General features: G+C 70.0%; 17 protein-coding genes, 1 pseudogene and 1 riboswitch. Of the genes and pseudogenes, 12 read left to right on the top strand and 6 right to left on the bottom strand.

Annotated features, from left to right (window positions below):
• The first annotated feature begins 95 nt into the window (after positions 1–95).
• Positions 96–668 (top strand): histidine phosphatase family protein, encoded by a 573-nt coding sequence (locus ACIBK8_RS22635; RefSeq protein ID WP_399043602.1) that lies wholly within the window; start codon positions 96–98, stop codon positions 666–668.
• Positions 669–755: 87 nt separating this feature from the next.
• Here ACIBK8_RS22635 and ACIBK8_RS22630 read toward each other — a convergent pair whose 3' ends face one another.
• Positions 756–1514, bottom strand: a complete 759-nt coding sequence (locus tag ACIBK8_RS22630; RefSeq protein WP_399043601.1) for a CbtA family protein — start codon at positions 1512–1514, stop codon at positions 756–758.
• Between the two features lie 21 nt (positions 1515–1535).
• Positions 1536–1757, bottom strand: coding sequence for a CbtB-domain containing protein (locus tag ACIBK8_RS22625; RefSeq protein ID WP_399043600.1), 222 nt, complete (start codon positions 1755–1757; stop codon positions 1536–1538).
• Between the two features lie 61 nt (positions 1758–1818).
• Positions 1819–1904, bottom strand: a riboswitch (cobalamin riboswitch).
• A 516-nt stretch (positions 1905–2420) separates the two neighbouring features.
• Here ACIBK8_RS22625 and ACIBK8_RS22620 point away from each other — a divergent pair.
• The 4 genes from ACIBK8_RS22620 (at position 2421) to ACIBK8_RS22605 (ending at position 8346) form a co-directional block, all read left to right on the top strand.
• Positions 2421–4181, top strand: coding sequence for an ABC transporter permease (locus ACIBK8_RS22620; RefSeq protein WP_399043599.1), 1761 nt, complete (start codon positions 2421–2423; stop codon positions 4179–4181).
• A 41-nt stretch (positions 4182–4222) separates the two neighbouring features.
• Positions 4223–5656: a nitrate/sulfonate/bicarbonate ABC transporter ATP-binding protein gene (locus ACIBK8_RS22615; RefSeq protein WP_399043598.1), complete on the top strand. Its 1434-nt coding sequence runs from the start codon at positions 4223–4225 to the stop codon at positions 5654–5656.
• A gap of 181 nt (positions 5657–5837) precedes the next feature.
• Positions 5838–7331 carry a right-handed parallel beta-helix repeat-containing protein gene (locus tag ACIBK8_RS22610; RefSeq protein ID WP_399043597.1) on the top strand — a complete coding sequence of 498 codons (1494 nt, stop codon included), beginning with the start codon at positions 5838–5840 and terminating at the stop codon, positions 7329–7331.
• Between the two features lie 340 nt (positions 7332–7671).
• Complete coding sequence (locus tag ACIBK8_RS22605; protein ID WP_399043596.1) at positions 7672–8346, top strand: hypothetical protein; 675 nt, start codon at positions 7672–7674, stop codon at positions 8344–8346.
• A gap of 238 nt (positions 8347–8584) precedes the next feature.
• Here the strand turns inward: ACIBK8_RS22605 and ACIBK8_RS22600 are convergent, their stop codons facing one another.
• The gene (locus tag ACIBK8_RS22600) at positions 8585–9001 is read right to left on the bottom strand and encodes an ArsR/SmtB family transcription factor (protein WP_399043595.1); all 417 of its coding nucleotides are present in this window, start codon (positions 8999–9001) and stop codon (positions 8585–8587) included.
• 188 nt (positions 9002–9189) lie between these two features.
• Positions 9190–9393, bottom strand: a pseudogene (locus tag ACIBK8_RS22595) (SAM-dependent methyltransferase); the annotation flags it as partial.
• A gap of 211 nt (positions 9394–9604) precedes the next feature.
• Here ACIBK8_RS22595 and ACIBK8_RS22590 point away from each other — a divergent pair.
• The 4 genes from ACIBK8_RS22590 (at position 9605) to ACIBK8_RS22575 (ending at position 13455) form a co-directional block, all read left to right on the top strand.
• Positions 9605–9745 (top strand): hypothetical protein, encoded by a 141-nt coding sequence (locus ACIBK8_RS22590; RefSeq protein ID WP_399043594.1) that lies wholly within the window; start codon positions 9605–9607, stop codon positions 9743–9745.
• 84 nt (positions 9746–9829) lie between these two features.
• Entirely contained in the window at positions 9830–11017 is a 1188-nt protein-coding gene (locus ACIBK8_RS22585; RefSeq protein WP_399043593.1) for a cupin domain-containing protein, read from the top strand.
• Between the two features lie 14 nt (positions 11018–11031).
• Positions 11032–12102 carry a hypothetical protein gene (locus tag ACIBK8_RS22580; protein ID WP_399043592.1) on the top strand — a complete coding sequence of 357 codons (1071 nt, stop codon included), beginning with the start codon at positions 11032–11034 and terminating at the stop codon, positions 12100–12102.
• Between the two features lie 126 nt (positions 12103–12228).
• Entirely contained in the window at positions 12229–13455 is a 1227-nt protein-coding gene (locus ACIBK8_RS22575; protein ID WP_399043591.1) for an MFS transporter, read from the top strand.
• Positions 13456–13490: 35 nt separating this feature from the next.
• Here the strand turns inward: ACIBK8_RS22575 and ACIBK8_RS22570 are convergent, their stop codons facing one another.
• On the bottom strand, positions 13491–14117 hold the full coding sequence (locus ACIBK8_RS22570; protein ID WP_399043590.1) for a YigZ family protein: 627 nt from the start codon (positions 14115–14117) through the stop codon (positions 13491–13493).
• Between the two features lie 251 nt (positions 14118–14368).
• On the opposite strand from ACIBK8_RS22570, the gene ACIBK8_RS22565 reads away from it, so the two are divergent.
• Positions 14369–15217 (top strand): type VII secretion system-associated protein, encoded by an 849-nt coding sequence (locus ACIBK8_RS22565; protein ID WP_399043589.1) that lies wholly within the window; start codon positions 14369–14371, stop codon positions 15215–15217.
• A 203-nt stretch (positions 15218–15420) separates the two neighbouring features.
• Complete coding sequence (locus ACIBK8_RS22560; RefSeq protein WP_399043588.1) at positions 15421–15828, top strand: CoA-binding protein; 408 nt, start codon at positions 15421–15423, stop codon at positions 15826–15828.
• 15 nt (positions 15829–15843) lie between these two features.
• Here ACIBK8_RS22560 and ACIBK8_RS22555 read toward each other — a convergent pair whose 3' ends face one another.
• Positions 15844–16440 (bottom strand): AAA family ATPase, encoded by a 597-nt coding sequence (locus ACIBK8_RS22555; protein WP_399043587.1) that lies wholly within the window; start codon positions 16438–16440, stop codon positions 15844–15846.
• A 171-nt stretch (positions 16441–16611) separates the two neighbouring features.
• On the opposite strand from ACIBK8_RS22555, the gene ACIBK8_RS22550 reads away from it, so the two are divergent.
• Positions 16612–17109: a GNAT family N-acetyltransferase gene (locus tag ACIBK8_RS22550; protein WP_399043586.1), complete on the top strand. Its 498-nt coding sequence runs from the start codon at positions 16612–16614 to the stop codon at positions 17107–17109.
• The last annotated feature ends 13 nt before the right edge of the window (positions 17110–17122 follow it).

Raw genomic sequence — 17122 nt, 5'->3', positions numbered from 1 at the left:
CGGGCGGCTGGCCATCGACCCCGACCGCCGCACCTACGTCCCCTATCCCGTCGTCCACCGCGCCACCTGACCGCACCGCGCCCGAAGGAGCCCTTGTGACCAGCCGTGTCCTGCTCGTCTCGCCCGCCACGACCGCGTCGCTGCGCCGGGCCGCCTTCGACGACGGCGACCCGCTCGACACCGCGGGTGCGGCGCGGGCCCGCGCGGCGGCCGGTTCGCTGACCGCTCCGGCCGCCGTCGTCACCTCACCGAGCGTCCGCTGCCGGGAGACCGCCCGCGCCCTCGGGCTCGACGCCGGTGACGCGCCGCCGGAGCTGGCCGGTCTCGACGCGGGGCGCTGGCGCGGCAGGACGCTGGAGGAGGTGAGCGCGGCCGATCCGGAGGCGGTGGCCCGCTGGCTCGCCGATCCGCGGACGGCGGCGCCCGGCGGGGAGTCGGTGGCCGCCGTGTGTGCGCGGGTGGCGCACTGGCTCGACGCGCTCCGTCCGGCGGGCCGGGTCGTCGCCGTGGTGGAGCCCGAAGTGGTGCGGGCCGCGGCCGTGCGCGCGACCGGGGCGCCCGATGCCGCGTTCTGGCGTTTCGACGTACCGCCGCTGACCTGCACCGAACTCAGCGGACGGGCCGGACGGTGGAACGTGCGGCTCGGGGGTCCGCTCGCCGCCGCCTGAGGAGCGCGGTGCGCCGCCTTCGGGGCCTTCCGTGACGGCGCGAGGGCCCCCGGACGGATCCGCGGGCCCTCGTGCCGGTCGGTCGCGTCACTGCCCGGCAGGCACCGCCCGTCCGGGCACCGCCGTCGCCGCCGGACGCAGCAGCCGCTGCGCCAACTCGCCGAAGAGCAGGCCGAATCCGGCCCACAGGGTGAGCTGCATGGCGAGGGCGGAGAGCCGGAAGCGCCACAGCAGGGCCGCGGGGAAGTGCTCCGGCGTCTCGTTGATCGCGGGCAGGAAGGCGAACGCGAGGCCGACGACCACGGCGAAGGCCGCGACGGCCACGACCGTGGCGTACCAGGTGCCGGTCCTCGGGGCGAGCCGCTTGCCCAGGAGGGTCGCGGCGACGGCGAGGAGCACGCTCAGCACCATCATCAGGAAGTACAGGGCGGTCCGCTTGCCGATGGTGTCGGGGTTGCCGACGGCGGGCGGGTTGGCCGGGTACTTCAGGAACGGTACGACGTACACCGCGAGCAGGGCGCAGCCGGACAGCAGCAGCGCCGTGGCGCGCGGGCCGAAACGGCCGACGCGGCCCAGGGCGAAGCAGTGGACGAGTGCGGCGATTCCGCCGAAGGCGATGCCGTACACCAGGACGCCGGTGGCGAGTCCGGCGGTGGACTGCACGCCCCGGGAGACGAGTTCGACCTCGTGTTCATGGGAGTGGCCCGCGTGGGCCTCCTCGAAGCCGATGGCGCTGTCGACGTTCGGCTCACCGATGAGGTAGGCGACGATCAGGGCGAGCACGCCGGCGCCGAGGCCGGCGAGCATGCCCCGCACGAGCAGGTTTCTTACCGTTGCGGAGTTCATGGGTATGCGGCGCCCCTCGCGTCAGTGGCAGGGAAAGCCGAGCAGGTGGCGGGCGTCGTGCACCCATTCATGGACCTCCGCGCCGCTGAACACGGAGGTGGCGCCCTGTTCGGCGCCGACGAAGTACAGCAGGACCAGCATCAGGATGCCGAAGAAGACCGCCCAGGGAGCGACCGCCTTCAGCGGCAGCTTGACCGGTACGGCCTGGGGTGTGGCGGTCGGCTGGGCGACGTGTTGCGCCATGTCGTGGCCTCCTCTGGGAGTTCGCGTCCCAACTCGGTGGTGCACAGGACGACGGCCACGGGTCTGACTCACACACCCGCCCCGTCCGCGGGGACGGGGCGGGTGTGCACACAGTGGCGCGACCGTGCCGGTTTTCCACCGGCTTCCGTCGTGCCGTCGTCGATATCGCACCGAAGGTACCGCGTGTCGCAGGCCCGGCCAAGGCCCGGTCCGAGGCGTGACACCGCTCGCCGGGCGGCCGGCCCCGCGGACCTCCCCCGAAGCCCGAACCCTGAAGCCACCCACCGTATTTGCACAGAGACGCAAATAAAAAGCGCCCGATACTTGCGTACAGACGCAACAAAAGGCAGACTTTCCCCCGTCGAGCCGCCCGCCGCGCCGTGCGGGCGAGGCCGTGTCGCACCGGATCGCACCGCATCACTGGAGGAGGCAGCCATGGGCGAAGACCCTCCCAGTCCGCGCTGCCTCACCGGCCGCCTCTGACCTCTGTGCGCCGCCACGGCTGACCGAACCGTGCCACGGGCGCTGCCGCCGCACGGGCACCGGATGCCCGCCCACGGCGGTCCCGCTTTCTCCCTTTTTCCTCCACGCCGGGCCGGCGTGGCCCGGCGTGCGCGCTCACGCCCGGAGCCCGCCGTGCCCGGTGTGGCCGGAGGTTCTGTGATGTCGTTCCGTACGACGAGTCCCACCGCCCCCTCGGGGGCCTCGCTCCGCTCCCGGTTCACCGGCCGCCTGTCCCGCATGACCTGGGTGGACGTGGTCGTCGCCGCGGCCGTCCTGGTCCTGTGCTACCTCGTCCTGAGAGTCGGTCAGGGCACGACCGTCCGCTTCTCCCCCAGCCACTCCGTCACGGTGGACACCGGCCCCGGCCGGTTGCCGTACGACGCGGCGCGCTCGCTGCTGCGGATGTTCGTCGCGCTGGCCCTGTCCACCGTCTTCACCTTCGTCTACGCCTACGCCGCGGCCAAGAGCCGGCGGCTGGAACGGATCCTGATCCCGGCGCTCGACATCCTCCAGTCCGTACCGGTACTGGGCTTCCTGACCGTTGCGGTGACCGGGTTCCTCGCCCTGTTCCCCGGCTCGATGCTGGGCCTGGAGTGCGCGTCGATCTTCGCGATCTTCACCTCGCAGGCATGGAACATGACCTTCGCCTTCCACTCCACGCTCACCTCCCTGCCCCGTGAACTCGACGAGCTGTCACGGTCGTTCCGGTTCACCCGGTGGATGCGGTTCTGGAAGGTCGAGCTGCCGTCCGGGATGATCGGGCTGGTCTGGAACGGCATGATGAGCTTCGGCGGCGGCTGGTTCTTCCTGGTCGCGTCCGAGGCGATCAGCGTGAACAACAGGGACTACGCGCTGCCCGGTGTCGGCTCCTACGCGGGAGCCGCGATCGCCGACGGCGACCTGACGAAGGTCGGCTGGGCCATCCTCACCATGGCGGTCATGGTCATCGGCGTGAACTTCTTCTTCTGGCGGCCACTGACCGCCTGGGCCGAGAAGTTCAAGAACGAGCAGTCCGAGGCGAGCGAGGTACAGCGCTCCGTCGTCCTGGACTTCCTGCGCCGCTCCCACTGGCCGCAGCTGATCGGCGGCGCGCTGCGCCCCGTGGGCCGCGCGCTGGGCACCGTCGGCCGGGTACTCGGCACCGGCGACCGGCCCCTGGCCGTCGACCCGGCCCGCCGACGCACCGGTGACCTCACCTTCACGGTCGTCGCGGGCGGCCTGATCCTGTGGGGCCTGATCGACCTCGGCGGATACCTCAACGACCGCACCGGACTCGGGGTGTTCGGCGAGCCGCTGCTGCTGGGGCTCGCCACCCTCGCCCGCGTCATCGTCCTCGTCGTCGCCGCGACGGTCATCTGGGTGCCGATCGGCGTGAAGATCGGCTTCTCGCCCCGGCTGACCCGGATCGCCCAGCCGGTCGTCCAGGTCCTGGCCAGTTTTCCCGCCAACTTCCTCTTCCCGCTGGCCGTCTGGTTCTTCCTCAAGACCGGCCTGTCCCTCGACATCGGCGGCATCCTGCTGATGGCGCTGGGCGCCCAGTGGTACATCCTCTTCAACACCATCGCCGGCGCCATGTCCATCCCCAGTGACCTGCGCGAGGCCATGGACGACCTGGGCGTACGCGGCCTGCAGCGCTGGAAGCGGCTGATCCTCCCCGGGATCTTCCCCTCCTACGTCACCGGCGGCATCACCGCGTCCGGCGGCGCCTGGAACGCCTCCATCGTCGCCGAGGTCGTCACCTTTGGCCCCACCACCCTGACCGCCACCGGCCTGGGCGCCTACATCGCCAAGGCCACCGCGGCGGGCGACTTCCCGCACCTCCTCGCGGGTGTGGCGGTGATGAGCCTGTACGTCGTCGGCCTCAACCGCCTCCTCTGGCGCCGCCTCCACCGCCTCGCCGACACCCGCTACGCCCTCTGAGCTTCTCCCCTGAACTTCCCTACGCGATTCCGGAGCCACCCATGGCGCTGAACACCCTGCGCACCCTGTGCACCGCACTCCCCCGGGCCCTCGGCCTCGCCCGGACCGGGCAGACCCCCGCCGGCCTCCCCGCCGAGCCGCCCCGCGCCGCCGACGGCGACGTCCTCCTGGAGGCCGCCGGCCTCACCAAGACCTACGCGGGCGCCGACGGCGAACTGCCCGTCCTGAGCGGCATCGACCTGGAGGTCCGGGCCGGCGAAGTCGTCGCCCTGCTCGGCAAGTCCGGATCGGGCAAGTCCACCCTGCTGCGCTGCCTGGCCGGCCTGGTACCGCCCAGCTCCGGCGCGGTCTCCTACCGCGGCACCCCCCTGACCGGCGCCAACCCCGGCACCGCGATGGTCTTCCAGACCTTCGCCCTGCTGCCCTGGCTCACCGTCCAGCAGAACGTCGAACTCGGCCTGGAAGCCCGCGCCGTCCCCGCCGACAAGCGGGCGGACGCCGCCCGGCAGGCCATCGACCTGATCGGGCTCGACGGCTTCGAATCCGCCTACCCCAAGGAACTCTCCGGCGGCATGCGCCAGCGCGTCGGCTTCGCCCGCGCCCTCGTCGTCGAACCGGACGTCCTGATGATGGACGAGCCCTTCTCCGCCCTCGACGTCCTCACGGCGGAGAACCTGCGCGGTGAGCTGATGGAACTGTGGGAGTCCGGCCAATTCCCCACCCGCGCCATCCTGTTGGTCACCCACAACATCGAAGAAGCCGTCCTGATGGCCGACCGCATCGTCGTTCTGGGCGCCCGCCCCTACGGCACCATCCGCGAAACCATCGACGTCGGCCTCGACCGCCCCCGCGACCGCAACGCGCCCGCCTTCGAAGAACTCATCGACCGCGTCTACCGGATCATGACGGGACGCGCCAAGGAGACCCGGATCCCCGGCCGTCCCGAGGGCGCGGGCCCCGACAGGCGCACCCCGGCCAACACCCCGCTGCCGCACGCCGGTGTCGACGGCCTGTCCGGTCTCGCCGAGATGGTCGCCCACCGGGGTGGCCGCTGCGATCTCGCCGACCTCGCCGACGACCTCGGCCTGGAGATCGACGACGTCCTGCCCCTGGTCGACGCCCTCGACCTGCTCGGCTTCGCGAAGGTCAGCGACGCCGACCTCCTCCTCACCGACCGCGGCACCGCCTTCGCGGGCGCCGACGTCCAGCAGTCCAAGACCATCTTCGCCGAGGCCGCCGCGGACGTCCCCCTCGTCAAGCTGATCACCAGCAGCCTGCACCAGAACCCGGACGGCACCCTGCGCGCCGGCTTCTTCCGCGACGTACTCGCCCACCACTACACCAGCGAACAGGTCACCCAACAACTGGAAACCGCCACCGACTGGGGCCGCTACGCCGAGCTGTACTCCTACGACGCCGACCCGCAGGAGTACCGCTTGGACGAACCCGACGAGGGGGCGGGACACGGCGCCTGAATCAGGGGCCGCCGCGCCTAGGGTGTGTCCGATGCTGTTCGGCGCGCGGGGTGACGGGGTGTCAGGTGCGGCCGTCTGTCCGGACACCAGCACCCCAACCCACCCGCCACACACCTAACGTGACAATGCCCTCCGGCGTGTCCATGGGCCTTCGGGCCGACCCATCGCTACGTTCCGGGCCATGCCCTTACGTACCCTCCTGCTGGCCACCGTCCTGGCCACAGCCACCACCCCCATGGCAACCGCCGCCCCCGACGCCACCACCTACTACCTCGACTGCCGGCACGGTGACGACACCGCGACCGGCACCTCCCCCGCCGCACCCTGGCGCACCCTCGCCCAGGCCGGCGCCCACACCTACGCCCCCGGCGAGCGCCTCCTCCTCAAGCGCGGTACGGAGTGCGAAGGCGTGCTCGCGCCCAACGGAAAGGGGGCGGACGGGGCGCCCGTCCAGATCGACGCCTACGGGAGCACGAGCGAGAGCAAGCCGCACATCGATGGCGGGGGTGCCCGCGCCGCGCTCCTCCTCGCCAACACCGAACAGTGGGAGATCCGCAACCTCGACCTCTCCAACACCGGCCCCGACACCAAAACCGACCGCCGCGCGGGCCTCTACGTCGAGCTCACCGACTACGGCGTCGCCCACCACTTCGTCGTCGAGGACATCGACGTCCACGACATCCACGGGGCCGACTTCAAGGACCCGGACCCGAGCGGGGGAATCCTCTTCACCGTGAAGGGCTCCAAGACCCCCACCCGGTTCGACCACCTCAGCGTCAGCCGCTCCACCGTCCGCCACGTCGACCGTACCGGCATCGCCACCTCCTCCACCTGGAAGCGCGGCACCGACGCCGGGCGCATGCAGTCCACCAGCGTCATGTTCACGCACAACAAGGTCTACGACGTCGGCGGCGACGGCATCGTCGTGCAGAAGTCGCGCGGCGCCCTCGTCGAGCACAACTACGTCGACGGGTTCAACATGCGGTCGGCCGACTACAACGCCGGCGTCTGGGCCTGGGACTCAGATGACGTGCTGTATCAGTACAACGAGGTCACCGGGGGCCACGGGACGCGGGACTCCATGGCGTACGACATCGACGGCGGCAACAACCGCAACGTCTACCGGTACAACTACAGCCACGACAACGAGGGCGGATTTCTGCTCGTCTGCAATGCCGCAGACATGGCGAGCGACGGGAATCGTGCCCACGACAACATCAGTATCAACGACCGGAACACGGCCTCGCGCTACGGCGTCGTCTCCATCGTGTGCGGCGCTTCCACCGATACGCGTGTCTACCGCAACACCATCGTCACCAACCGGCCCGACACCGCGCTCGTCGCCAACGACAACAACCTCACCGGCGTCACTTTCCAGGACAACGTGTTCGTGGGCACGGCCGGCCAGGACTCCCCCATCCGCGACACCGTCAGCACCTACCGCAACAACCTCTACTGGCACACCGATCAGCCCCGTGATGCCGCCGGCGTCCGCGCCGACCCGCTGCTCAGGTCCGCCGAGCCGAGCGCCCCGGACGACGTACGCCTGAAGGGCGGCTCACCCGCACGCGGGGCCGGGTCCATCAAGGGAGGCGGGGACGACGGGACCACATACGACTACTTCGGGAATCCGATTCCGGACCCACCCAACATCGGTGCAGATCAGTCGAGTTGAGCGGAGAACGTCTGCAGCAGGGCCTTGTCACGTCAGTTGCGTGGCAGGTGATTTGGGGTGTACCGGGGGTGCCGGTGCCCAGGTGGCGATATACATGCACCATCGCCTGAAGGCAGAAGTCAGGTGGCGTCGGCCCTCCGCCCGTGCGACGGTGAAGGGGGCGCACTCCTGTGGAAGCCGCACACCGGTGGAAGCCGAGCGGTAGGCGAACGCCGGCTCCTCGCGAAGCCAAACGGCGGTTTCACCACCAGCCTGTTTCCTGGCCGAAACCCCTTCCGAACGGAACGGCGAGTAACCCGGAGCGCTACGCCCCCAATCATCTGCTGCACAGAGGGTTCCGATGGTGCTCAGCTGCGAGGAAATCAAAGCCAAAATGGACCAGTTCGACGGCTCGGGTTCAGGCGGCATGTACGAGGCGGCGGGCTACCTGGCGTTGTGGGCCGCAGCCAAGATCCAGGGCTGCTCTTTCCTGGATTCACTCAATCCTTACCACGAGGACCCCCAGAAAGGCGGCAGGGGGAAGCTCGAACGACAGCGACGGAGTAATGAAAGCGGGTATTCACCCTTCATCATGCTGTGCGAATTCGAGTACTTTGGGCATCTTGAGAGGATGTTGGGAGGGACGACCGACCGTCACCTGGCAGGTGAATTTCACTTCGTGCCAGCAGGGAGGCTCCTCAACGGAGCCGGGGAACAAGTCTACTTCCTGGCGGTCGCCGACGGGCCATACGCCGGTTACATTGTCAGCCGCTACATCGATTACCCGAAATACGGTGACAGTTCTTTCCTCCAGGCGAAGCCGCCCAGCGAGAACGCGGACCGCTGGACCATGTATGAATACGACGATAACGACGGAGGCTATTCTGGTTGGGAGTTTTCGTGTCATGACATTCCCCATGGAGCCCACGGCGCGATGGACATGCACGATAACGGAACCGTAAGCGATCAGAAAAATATATGGGGCGCGGACAACGCCTGTCAGCGATGGCTGTTCCGCCCGCCGAACTTCCATTGACCTCGCGGGCACCGCACCACACGATCGGCAAGCAAGTCCCGCAGAGGACGGACAGCGGGCGGCATCCGCCGTCACCCGCCAGGTGGACCTTGGTGGTGCACCCGCCGCGTGAGCCGTCCCGCGCTCTTCGGCACGTGTGGCTCCAGCCGATTCCACTCCTGATACGACGGATCACCCCGCCCCACACCAGCGAGAAGGGTGTCACCGCGGACAGGTCGCATGACCCATCGGGCAGCGCCTAATGCTCGGCCGCCGGCCGCCGGATGCGTGCCGTCCTGGCCGGGCGCGCGGTCCGCTCCCGCGTGACGGCGGCGGGCTCGGGCGGCGCCCCGTCGGAGCCGCCGCCCTCTCCCCGCACGTCGTTCGCGACCAGAGTCGCTTCCTCCAGCAGGCTCCGAACGCGCTCGCCCGCCCGGTAGTAGATGCGCGTGCCCTCACGACGGGAGTCCACCAGCCCGGCCGCCCGCAGCTTCGCCAGATGCTGCGAGGTCGCCGCCACGTGCGCGCCGAGCAGCTCCGCCAGTGCGCTCACCGGCAGCTCCTGCTGGGTCAGCGCCCACAGCAGCCGGTAGCGCGACGGATCCGCCACCGCCTTGAGCACCGCGACCGCACGGTCGGCGCCGGCCGAATCCCACGACATGACTTGCGCATTCATGCAAGTAGGTTAACGGGCCGCGCGGGTGCCGCCCATGACGAGCGGGTTATTCCCGTCGTGGCCGGTGTCCCCGTCGCGACCAACTCGCCTACGCCGACCACGACTTCACCGGCTTGCGGAGCAGGAGGCAGGCGTGCGGATCACGCAGGTTCTCCGGCTGCCCGACGAGTGTGGCCTGCACGGTCATGGAGATGCGCCGTCACATGGCCAGGACCGCACCCCACATCGGCGACCGGGCGGCCACCTGCGGCCCGCACGAGTTCCGCGAACGCCCCCAGCATCGCGCGCCCCAACAGGTCGTTCTCGAACGCGGGAGGCACCATCTCGGCGTAGTCGGCGGCAACGGTGTCGTACGACGTCCGGGTCTCACTCAGGTGGAACGGCTCGGTCACGCCGCAGACCCTACTGCCGCCGGAAATCCACCGAAGCCCCCGTCTGCCACTTCCGGCCCACCCACCCCTCACGCCACGCAACTACCAAGAGTTTCACATGCTTTGACAAACCCGGTTTGCCACACACTCATGATATTTGACACGTTTTTCACACTGCTTTCGGTAGGAAGAAGAAAGAGGTAAGGAAAAGCCCCTTAACCAAGGAGTCATCATGGCCAAGATGCACGCGGCACCCCAGCGCGAGGCCCACGCGGGCCGTCAGCCGAAGCGGATCGGGTTCTCCGTGGAGACGGTGAAGACGGCCCAGGTCAAGAGCGTGCCGAACCTTGAGGTCGACCAGAAGGACGTGTAAGGGAAGGAATCCGTCCAGGATCCGACCCGCCCGGTGGCTCCTGGAGCCACCGGGCGCCCGCCCCTTTGAACCGTAAGGACCAGCGTGTTCGATCTCGAATCCCTGCTCGCCCCGATGCCACTCGATCAATTCCTGCACGAGAACTGGACAACCCGGGGCGTCGTGTTTCGCGGGCAGGACCGGGACCGCTTCCGTCCGCTCTTCTCATGGGATCAGCTCAACCACCTTCTCAATTTCCATCGTCTCCGTTTCGGTGAAGAGATCCGCCTCGCAGCAATAGGCAGAAAACTCTTCGAGAAGCCCGAGACGCCCGAGGAGTGGATCAAGCACTGCCAGGACGGCTACACGCTCATCATCAACCAGTTGCAGGCGCGGCTTCCCGCGATCGCCGAACTGGCATCGTCGATCGAGCGCGGGCTCGGCCACCGCAGCCAGGTCAACATGTACTGCTCCTGGCCCGAGCAGCAAGGGTTCGACCAGCACCACGACGACCACGAGGTCTTCATCCTGCAGATCGAGGGGACGAAGCGGTGGGTCGTCTCCGAGGAGACGTACAAATACCCGCTCGACAAGTACACCAACAATTCCGGCGACACAGGCGAACCCAAGGGATCCCCTTACATCGAGACCGAACTCCACCCGGGGGACGTGCTCTACATTCCGCGGGGACACTGGCACTACGCGGTAGCCTGTGACGAACCCTCGTTGCACCTGACGCTCGGGGTGACGTGCCGTACCGGCGTCTACTGGTTGAAGTGGCTCGCGGACGAGCTGATGGACGAGGCGGAATGGAGGCGTAACCTGCCGCCCGTCGTCCGGGGTGACACCACCGAGCTGGCCGGCCACGTCCGCGCGCTGCTGGGCAGGCTCGCCACGCTGGCCGACGACGAGCGGCTGGTGGAGGCGTACATCTCCAACCATCTGACCTCACAGGACAGTCGCCACCGGGAGATCAGCCTGCCGAGCCAGTCGGGCTTCCAGCCGCTCTCCGTGAAGGGCGACACACGTCTGCGGCGGGCCAAGTTCACCCCTGTCAAGGTTGATTTCGATGCCGAGTCCGAACAGCACCGGATTCTTTTCGGCACGAGGAAGATCACACTCGACGGTGCCCCGGAGAAGCTGATCGACAATATCCTCCGCCACGATGCGTTCACCTTCGAGGAAGCCAGCGGATGGGCACCCGCATTCGACCCGGCGGAAGACATCGCCCCGCTGCTGCGGCTGCTCGTCGAAGAGGGGCTCCTCCTGGAAGACCCGTCCCACCGAGGCTGATGGAATATCACGCGATGAACATCGGCCTGATCGAACTCAGCGCACACAGCGAGGTTCTCGACAGCCTCATCCGGCAGGTCGTCGACATCGGCGGGAAACCGACCGTCTACACCAACGCGTTCTGCGCCGAATCCTTGAATGCCGCTTCCACCGCGGAAGTTGAGTGGCAGGTATGCACACCGAATGTTCCGTACGTTGAATTCATAGAGCGTTGCAGATCCTCGATCAGCTCGCAGGATCACGTATTCATCGTCACCCCGGTCGATGCCCTGTGCGGCCTGCTGTCCGGCGAGCGGGCGGGGAAACCCGCCTACCACTGCCTGGTACACAACCTCAACACATTCACCTCGCCGGACGAGAACCGGCCCAGCGCGGCCATCGCGAAGCTCGCTCTCCACGGCGCGGCGCATGTCCTTCTTCCTGACCTCCGGCTCATGACACCCGGCGCCCCGCTGCGGGACCGAGCAATCAACATCGCCTACCCGCAGCGCCCGCCCACCGCGTTCGTGCGGGACGAGGTGCGGTGCTGCATCCCGGGGAGAATGTACGGCGGCAGGGACCACGCCGAGGTCCTGTCCGCGCTGGAACTCGCCTCCCCACGGTTGACGAGGCCACTTCGGGTCGAGTTCTTGGGAGAGCACGCCGGCGAGGAGTCCCAGGCTGTCGTCGACGCGGCGGCGAAGGCGGTATCTCCCGCGGTCGAACTGCGGGATCACCCGGGTTACGTCGCCCAGGAAGAATTCGACCGGACTCTCGCGGAGGCGGACTTCCTCATCGTGCCGGTCTGCGAATACCTCACGCGTAACGGCATCACCGAGCGACGCGGTCGGACCTGTGTCACGGGCAACATCAACGACATGGTCCGGTTCGGTCTCCCCGCGCTCATGCCGGCGTTCTACCCGATGAGCGGCCATACGGACGGGATGACGGAACGGTACGACGGCGTCTCATCCCTGGCCGACCTGATCGTTGCCTGGGTGAACACCGGGGAGTTCAACCGCAGGAAGTGCGCAGCGGCACCGGGTCTGGCGGCGTACCGGCACGAGTGCCTGTCGGCCCTGCGCGCGGAACTGGCCCGCCGGTAGCGGTCATCGCGGAGATGAAGCCCCCTCTGTCCACGTACCGACAGCCCTCGTGCAGAGTTCCGAACCAGGTTCAAAGGAAAGTGACGTGTGCGAGCAGGACACCAACGGCGCTTCACGGAGACGTGCATGAAGACCGGCATACCCCGCGGCCCCGTACGTGTCCTGACGGTCGCCAGTTTCATCACCACTGTCGGCAGCGGGCTCTACCTCGCGGGCAGCATGCTGTTCTTCACCCGCGTCGTCGGGCTGAGCGTGGCGGGTGTGAGTGCCGGCCTCGCCGTCTCGACGTTCGTCGGCCTCCTGTCGGGCCTCCCCCTCGGTGCCGTGGCCGATCGCGTCGGGCCCCGGGGGCTGTACGTCGCCACCCAGGGAATCCAGGCAGTGGCGATGTTCCTGTTTCCGACGGCACACTCCTTCGCCGGTTTTCTCACACTGGTCACCGTCGCCGCCATCGGACAACGCGGCGCCCAGGCGGTCAGCGGCGCCCTCATCGCGCGGCTCAGCGAGCCCGGTCAACGCACCCGCGTGCGGGGCTATCTGCGCGCCGTCACCAACCTCGGCCTCGGCATCGGTGCCGCCGCGGCCGGCATCGCGCTCCAGCTCAACTCGACGGCGGGCTACACCCTTCTCATCCTGGCGAACGGACTGAGTTTCCTTGCAGCGGCCGGACTGCTGCTGATGATCCCCTCCGTGGATCCGGTGCCACGCCCCCCGGGCACGCGGCGCATGGAGGCCATGCGGGACAGGCCGTACCTCGCCCTGTCGCTGCTGTGCGGGGCCATCGGGTTCCAGTACGACGTGGTGTCGCTGATCCTGCCGCTCTGGCTGGTGTCGCACACCGATGCGCCCCGGTGGTGGCTCTCCGCACTGCTGGTGGTGAACACGGCGGTGGTCGTTCTGTTCCAGGTCAGGGCCACCCGCGGCGTGCGGGGCCCCTTGCCCGCCGCCACCGCACTGCGCGGAGCGGGATTCCTGTCCCTCGCCGGCTGTACGGTCCTCGCCTTCACCTCGGGGGTTTCCGCCCCCGTGGCCGCGGCCCTGCTGCTCGTCGGCGTACTCCTCCTGTCGTCGGGTGAACTCGGCCTGGCGGCAGGGGCGTTCGAGATCAGCTTCACGTTGGCCCCGGAACACGCCCAAGGGCAGTATCAGGGCACCTTCAACCTCGCCGACGGCGTGGTGCGGGCAGCGTCACCGGTGGTACTCACCACGCTGTGCCTCCAATGGGGCAGGCCCGGCTGGGTGGTGCTCGGCGTCGTCCTCGCGCTCTGCGGCCTCGCCACCCGGCCGCTCACCCGGTGGGCGCTGGCCACCCGGACGTTCCCGGCGCCGGAGGCCCCGGCCCCCGTCGGCTGAGGCGTCCATCGAGGACGCCATGCCACCCGCCGGCGTCAGGCGTCCCCGTACGCCTCGCCGCCGAGGTCGAGACCCGCCGTGCCGGAGGTGGCGTCGGCCAGCCAGGCGCGGAAGCCGTCGATGTCCGCCTCCGGCAGGCCGACCTCGATGCGGACGTCGGCGCCGTAGGTGACCTCGCGCACGACCCGTCCGGTGGCCCGCAGGTCGTTCTCCACCTTGCCGGCGCGCTGGTGGTCGACGGTGACCGTCGCCAGCCGGTAGCGCTGCCTGGTGACCGTGCCGAGGGTGTCCAGCGCCTCGCCGACGACGCCTCCGTAGGCGCGGATCAGCCCGCCGGCGCCGAGCTTGACGCCGCCGAAGTAGCGGGTGACGACGGCGACGACGTAGCGCACCTCGCGGCGCACCAGCATCTGGAGCATCGGCACTCCGGCCGTGCCGCCCGGTTCGCCGTCGTCGCTGGCCTTCTGGATGCCGCCGTCGGCGCCCAGCACGTAGGCGAAGCAGTGGTGGCGGGCGCCCGGGTGCTCCTTGCGGACAGCCGCGATGAAGTCCTGGGCCTCGGCCTCGGTCGCCACGGGTGCGAGCGCGCAGAGGAAGCGGGACTTGTTGATCTCGATCTCGTGCACGCCCGCGCGGGCGAGGGTGCGGTACTGCTCCTGCATCGCACCAGCCTATGCGGCCCGTCCGCGCCGCCCGGCACCGGCCGGTCCGACGGGCCCCGGGCCCGCGCCGCGCTGCGGGTGTCCGCCGTACGGGGGCTGCGCGCACGGCCAGGCGGCGTATCCCCGGGGCCACTCCGGTGCGTCGGGCAGACGTGCGGGCCGACCGTGGGCACTGTGACCGGGGCGACGGCCTCGTGGACGGGGCCCGGTCGCGTACCCAGAAACCGTACGGCGGGTTGGCGGAGGGCTTCATGGACGACAGCACACAGACGACGGTGGCGGTAGGTGTTCCCGTGACGGGTCAGGAGATGCCCGAGCCGCCCCCCGAGGTGATCGAGGCGGCCCGCAGCGCGCCGGACCACTGGCTGGCGATGGTCGATCTCACCTGGACCGGCGAGGGGCCGCCGCCGCGCTGGGCGCTGATCGGGCAGTGGCGCTCGGGCCCGACCGGCGAGATCGAGGAGTGGCGTGACAACCCGGAGTACCGGCCGTCCCCGCAGATGCTGGACTGGGCGGACCCGACGGACCCGGTCGACCAGGCCGTGCAGCTCGCCGCGACCGGGTACGGGCCGGCCCAGGACGTGCCGGACGCGCTCGCGCGCGCGCAGGTGTCGGTCCTGGTCAGCGCGACCGGCAGCCCGCTGGCCGCGGCGTCGCCCGAGGGCACTCCGGTGGTGCCCGTGTACACGTCGGACAGCCACCTGGAGTCCGTGGGGCGGCTGCTCTACGACCGGCGCCCGGTGGCGGAACTCGTCGGGCAGCTGCCGCCCGGCCATGCGATGTACCTGAACCCGACGGGTCCGGTGAGCATGCTGGTGGACATGGAGGAGCTGCACGCCGCCCTGTCGGCGGCCGGGGCGGGGGCCGCGGATGAGGACGGCGCAGCGGACGGCGGCTTCGCCCTGGTGGACGGGCCGGCGGCGCCCCGGCGTCCGGGTACGGCGGCGGGCGGCGCGGAGCCGGTGGGCGCGCACTCCGAGGACGGTTCCGAGGACGGCGTCGCGGGCCCGGCCGGCGGGCTGCCGATCGGCAAGCCCGCCCGTACCGCGGCCGTCGGCGCCGGAATGGCGAGCAGCGGTGCGAGGGGCAGGACCGCCTGACGTTCCGGCACACGATCCCGCCCCGCCCGTCTTCCCCTTCGGGCGGGGCGTTCCGCTGCCCGGGGGCGTCGCGGAGGAACCGGGCGGCTGCGCGGGGAGGACGGCGGGGCGAAACGGCCGGGGAAATACGTCCGGATCGGGAATCCCTGCGCGGGGTCGTCCGTTTCCCGGGCAGGAGACTTCCCTTCCGCAGGAGGCAGCGCGTGTACGGCGATCCCGCAACGATCCGCAGAATGCTCACCGAGCTGGGTGACACCTGGGCCGTCGTGGGCCTGTCGTCGAATCAGCAGCGGGCCGCGTACGGCGTCGCGGAGGTGCTGCAGCGCCACGGCAAGCGGATCGTGCCGGTGCATCCGAAGGCCGAGACGGTGCACGGCGAGAAGGGGTACGCGTCGCTGTCGGAGATACCGTTCCCGGTCGACGTGGTCGATGTGTTCGTCAACGGCGGGCAGGCCGGTGCCGTCGCCGACGAAGCCGTCGCGGTCGGCGCGCGGGGGGTGTGGTTCCAGCTCGGGGTCGTGGACGAAGCGGCCTGGCACCGGGTGCGCGACGCGGGCCTCGACATCGTGATGGACCGCTGCCCGGCGATCGAGATACCGCGGCTGCGCTGAGTGTTCGTCCGCCGCTCAGCCGATGGCCTGCCGGGTGCGGGCCGCGAGGGTGTGCCACGGGCGGGCGGCGACCACCGGCAGGGAGTGCAGGCCGGCCTGGTGGCTGAGCCAGTGTGAGTACTCCGCGCTGACCTGCGCCCGGTCCGTCTGCGCCGCGAGGTCCGGTTCCCGGGAGGCGTAGTTGGCGGTGATCTGCTCGGGGTCCGCTTCGTGCAGGAACACCGCGCGTACGCGGCGGCCGGCCGCCGTTCCCTCCCGGACGGCCCGGGTGGCGGCGGCCGGGGTGAGGTAGTCGCCCTCGATCACGGCGGGTACGTCGACGGTCAGGCGGTTGCGTACCACGCCGAGCGCCGCGGGTTCCAGGGCCTGTGCGGTGGCGATCTGGCGGTCGAGTACCTGCCCTGCGGGGAGTCGGGCCGGGTCGGTGTCCTGGTCGAAGTGGTGGAGGTCCGGGTGCTGTTCGGCCGTGGTGATCGCCTGTACGGCGCTGACGACGTCGTCGAACTCGACGACGAAGCCCTGCGATTCCTCGGCGAGACGGGCGGCGAGGCGGCTCTTGCCGACGCCGGAAGCCCCGCCGAGCAGCACGATGTCCCATGAGGTTGTTGTCACGGGCGAGACGGTATCGCGCGGTGCCGGCCGTGTGCCCGGGGGGGTCTCGGCGACCGGTCGGGCCGGCGGCCGGCATCCCAACGGGCTTGGTCCTGGCGGCGGTTCGGGCGGTCGTCCGGCCCTTGAGATATCCCGTTCGGGCCCGGGTGGCCGCTGCGCTAGCGTCCGGGCATGATCACGCCACGTCCCGCCGTGCCCGAAGACGCCGCCGAACTGGTCCGGTTGCGCCGCCTGATGTTCTCCGCGATGAACGGCCGCGACGAGCCCGGGGAATGGGAGCGGCGCGCCGAGGAGGTGGCGCGCCGTCAGCTCGCGGATCCGCAGGGCCCGCTCGTCGCGTTCGTGGTGGACGGCCCCGCCGGGGACGCCGCGCCGCGCCTGGTGGCCTGCGCGGTGGGCACGGTCGAGCAGCGGCTGCCCGCGCCCGGCCATCCATCGGGCCGGTTCGCCTTCGTCTTCAACGTCTGTACGGACGTCGGCCACCGGGGGCTCGGCCACGCGCGGGCGACGACGGAGGCGCTGCTGGACCGGTTCGCCGAGCTGGGCGTGACCCGGGTCGACCTGCACGCCACGGATGACGCGGAGGCGCTGTACCGCAGCCTGGGCTTCAGTGAGCACGCCACGGCGCTCTCCCTGGACCTGCGGTCCCGTTCGTCGGACGCCGGGTAGGCGGGGCCGGGCC

This window comes from Streptomyces sp. NPDC050161 (assembly GCF_044460025.1).
Lineage (GTDB): Bacteria > Actinomycetota > Actinomycetes > Streptomycetales > Streptomycetaceae > Streptomyces.
This window is presented reverse-complemented; position numbering and strand designations above follow the sequence as displayed.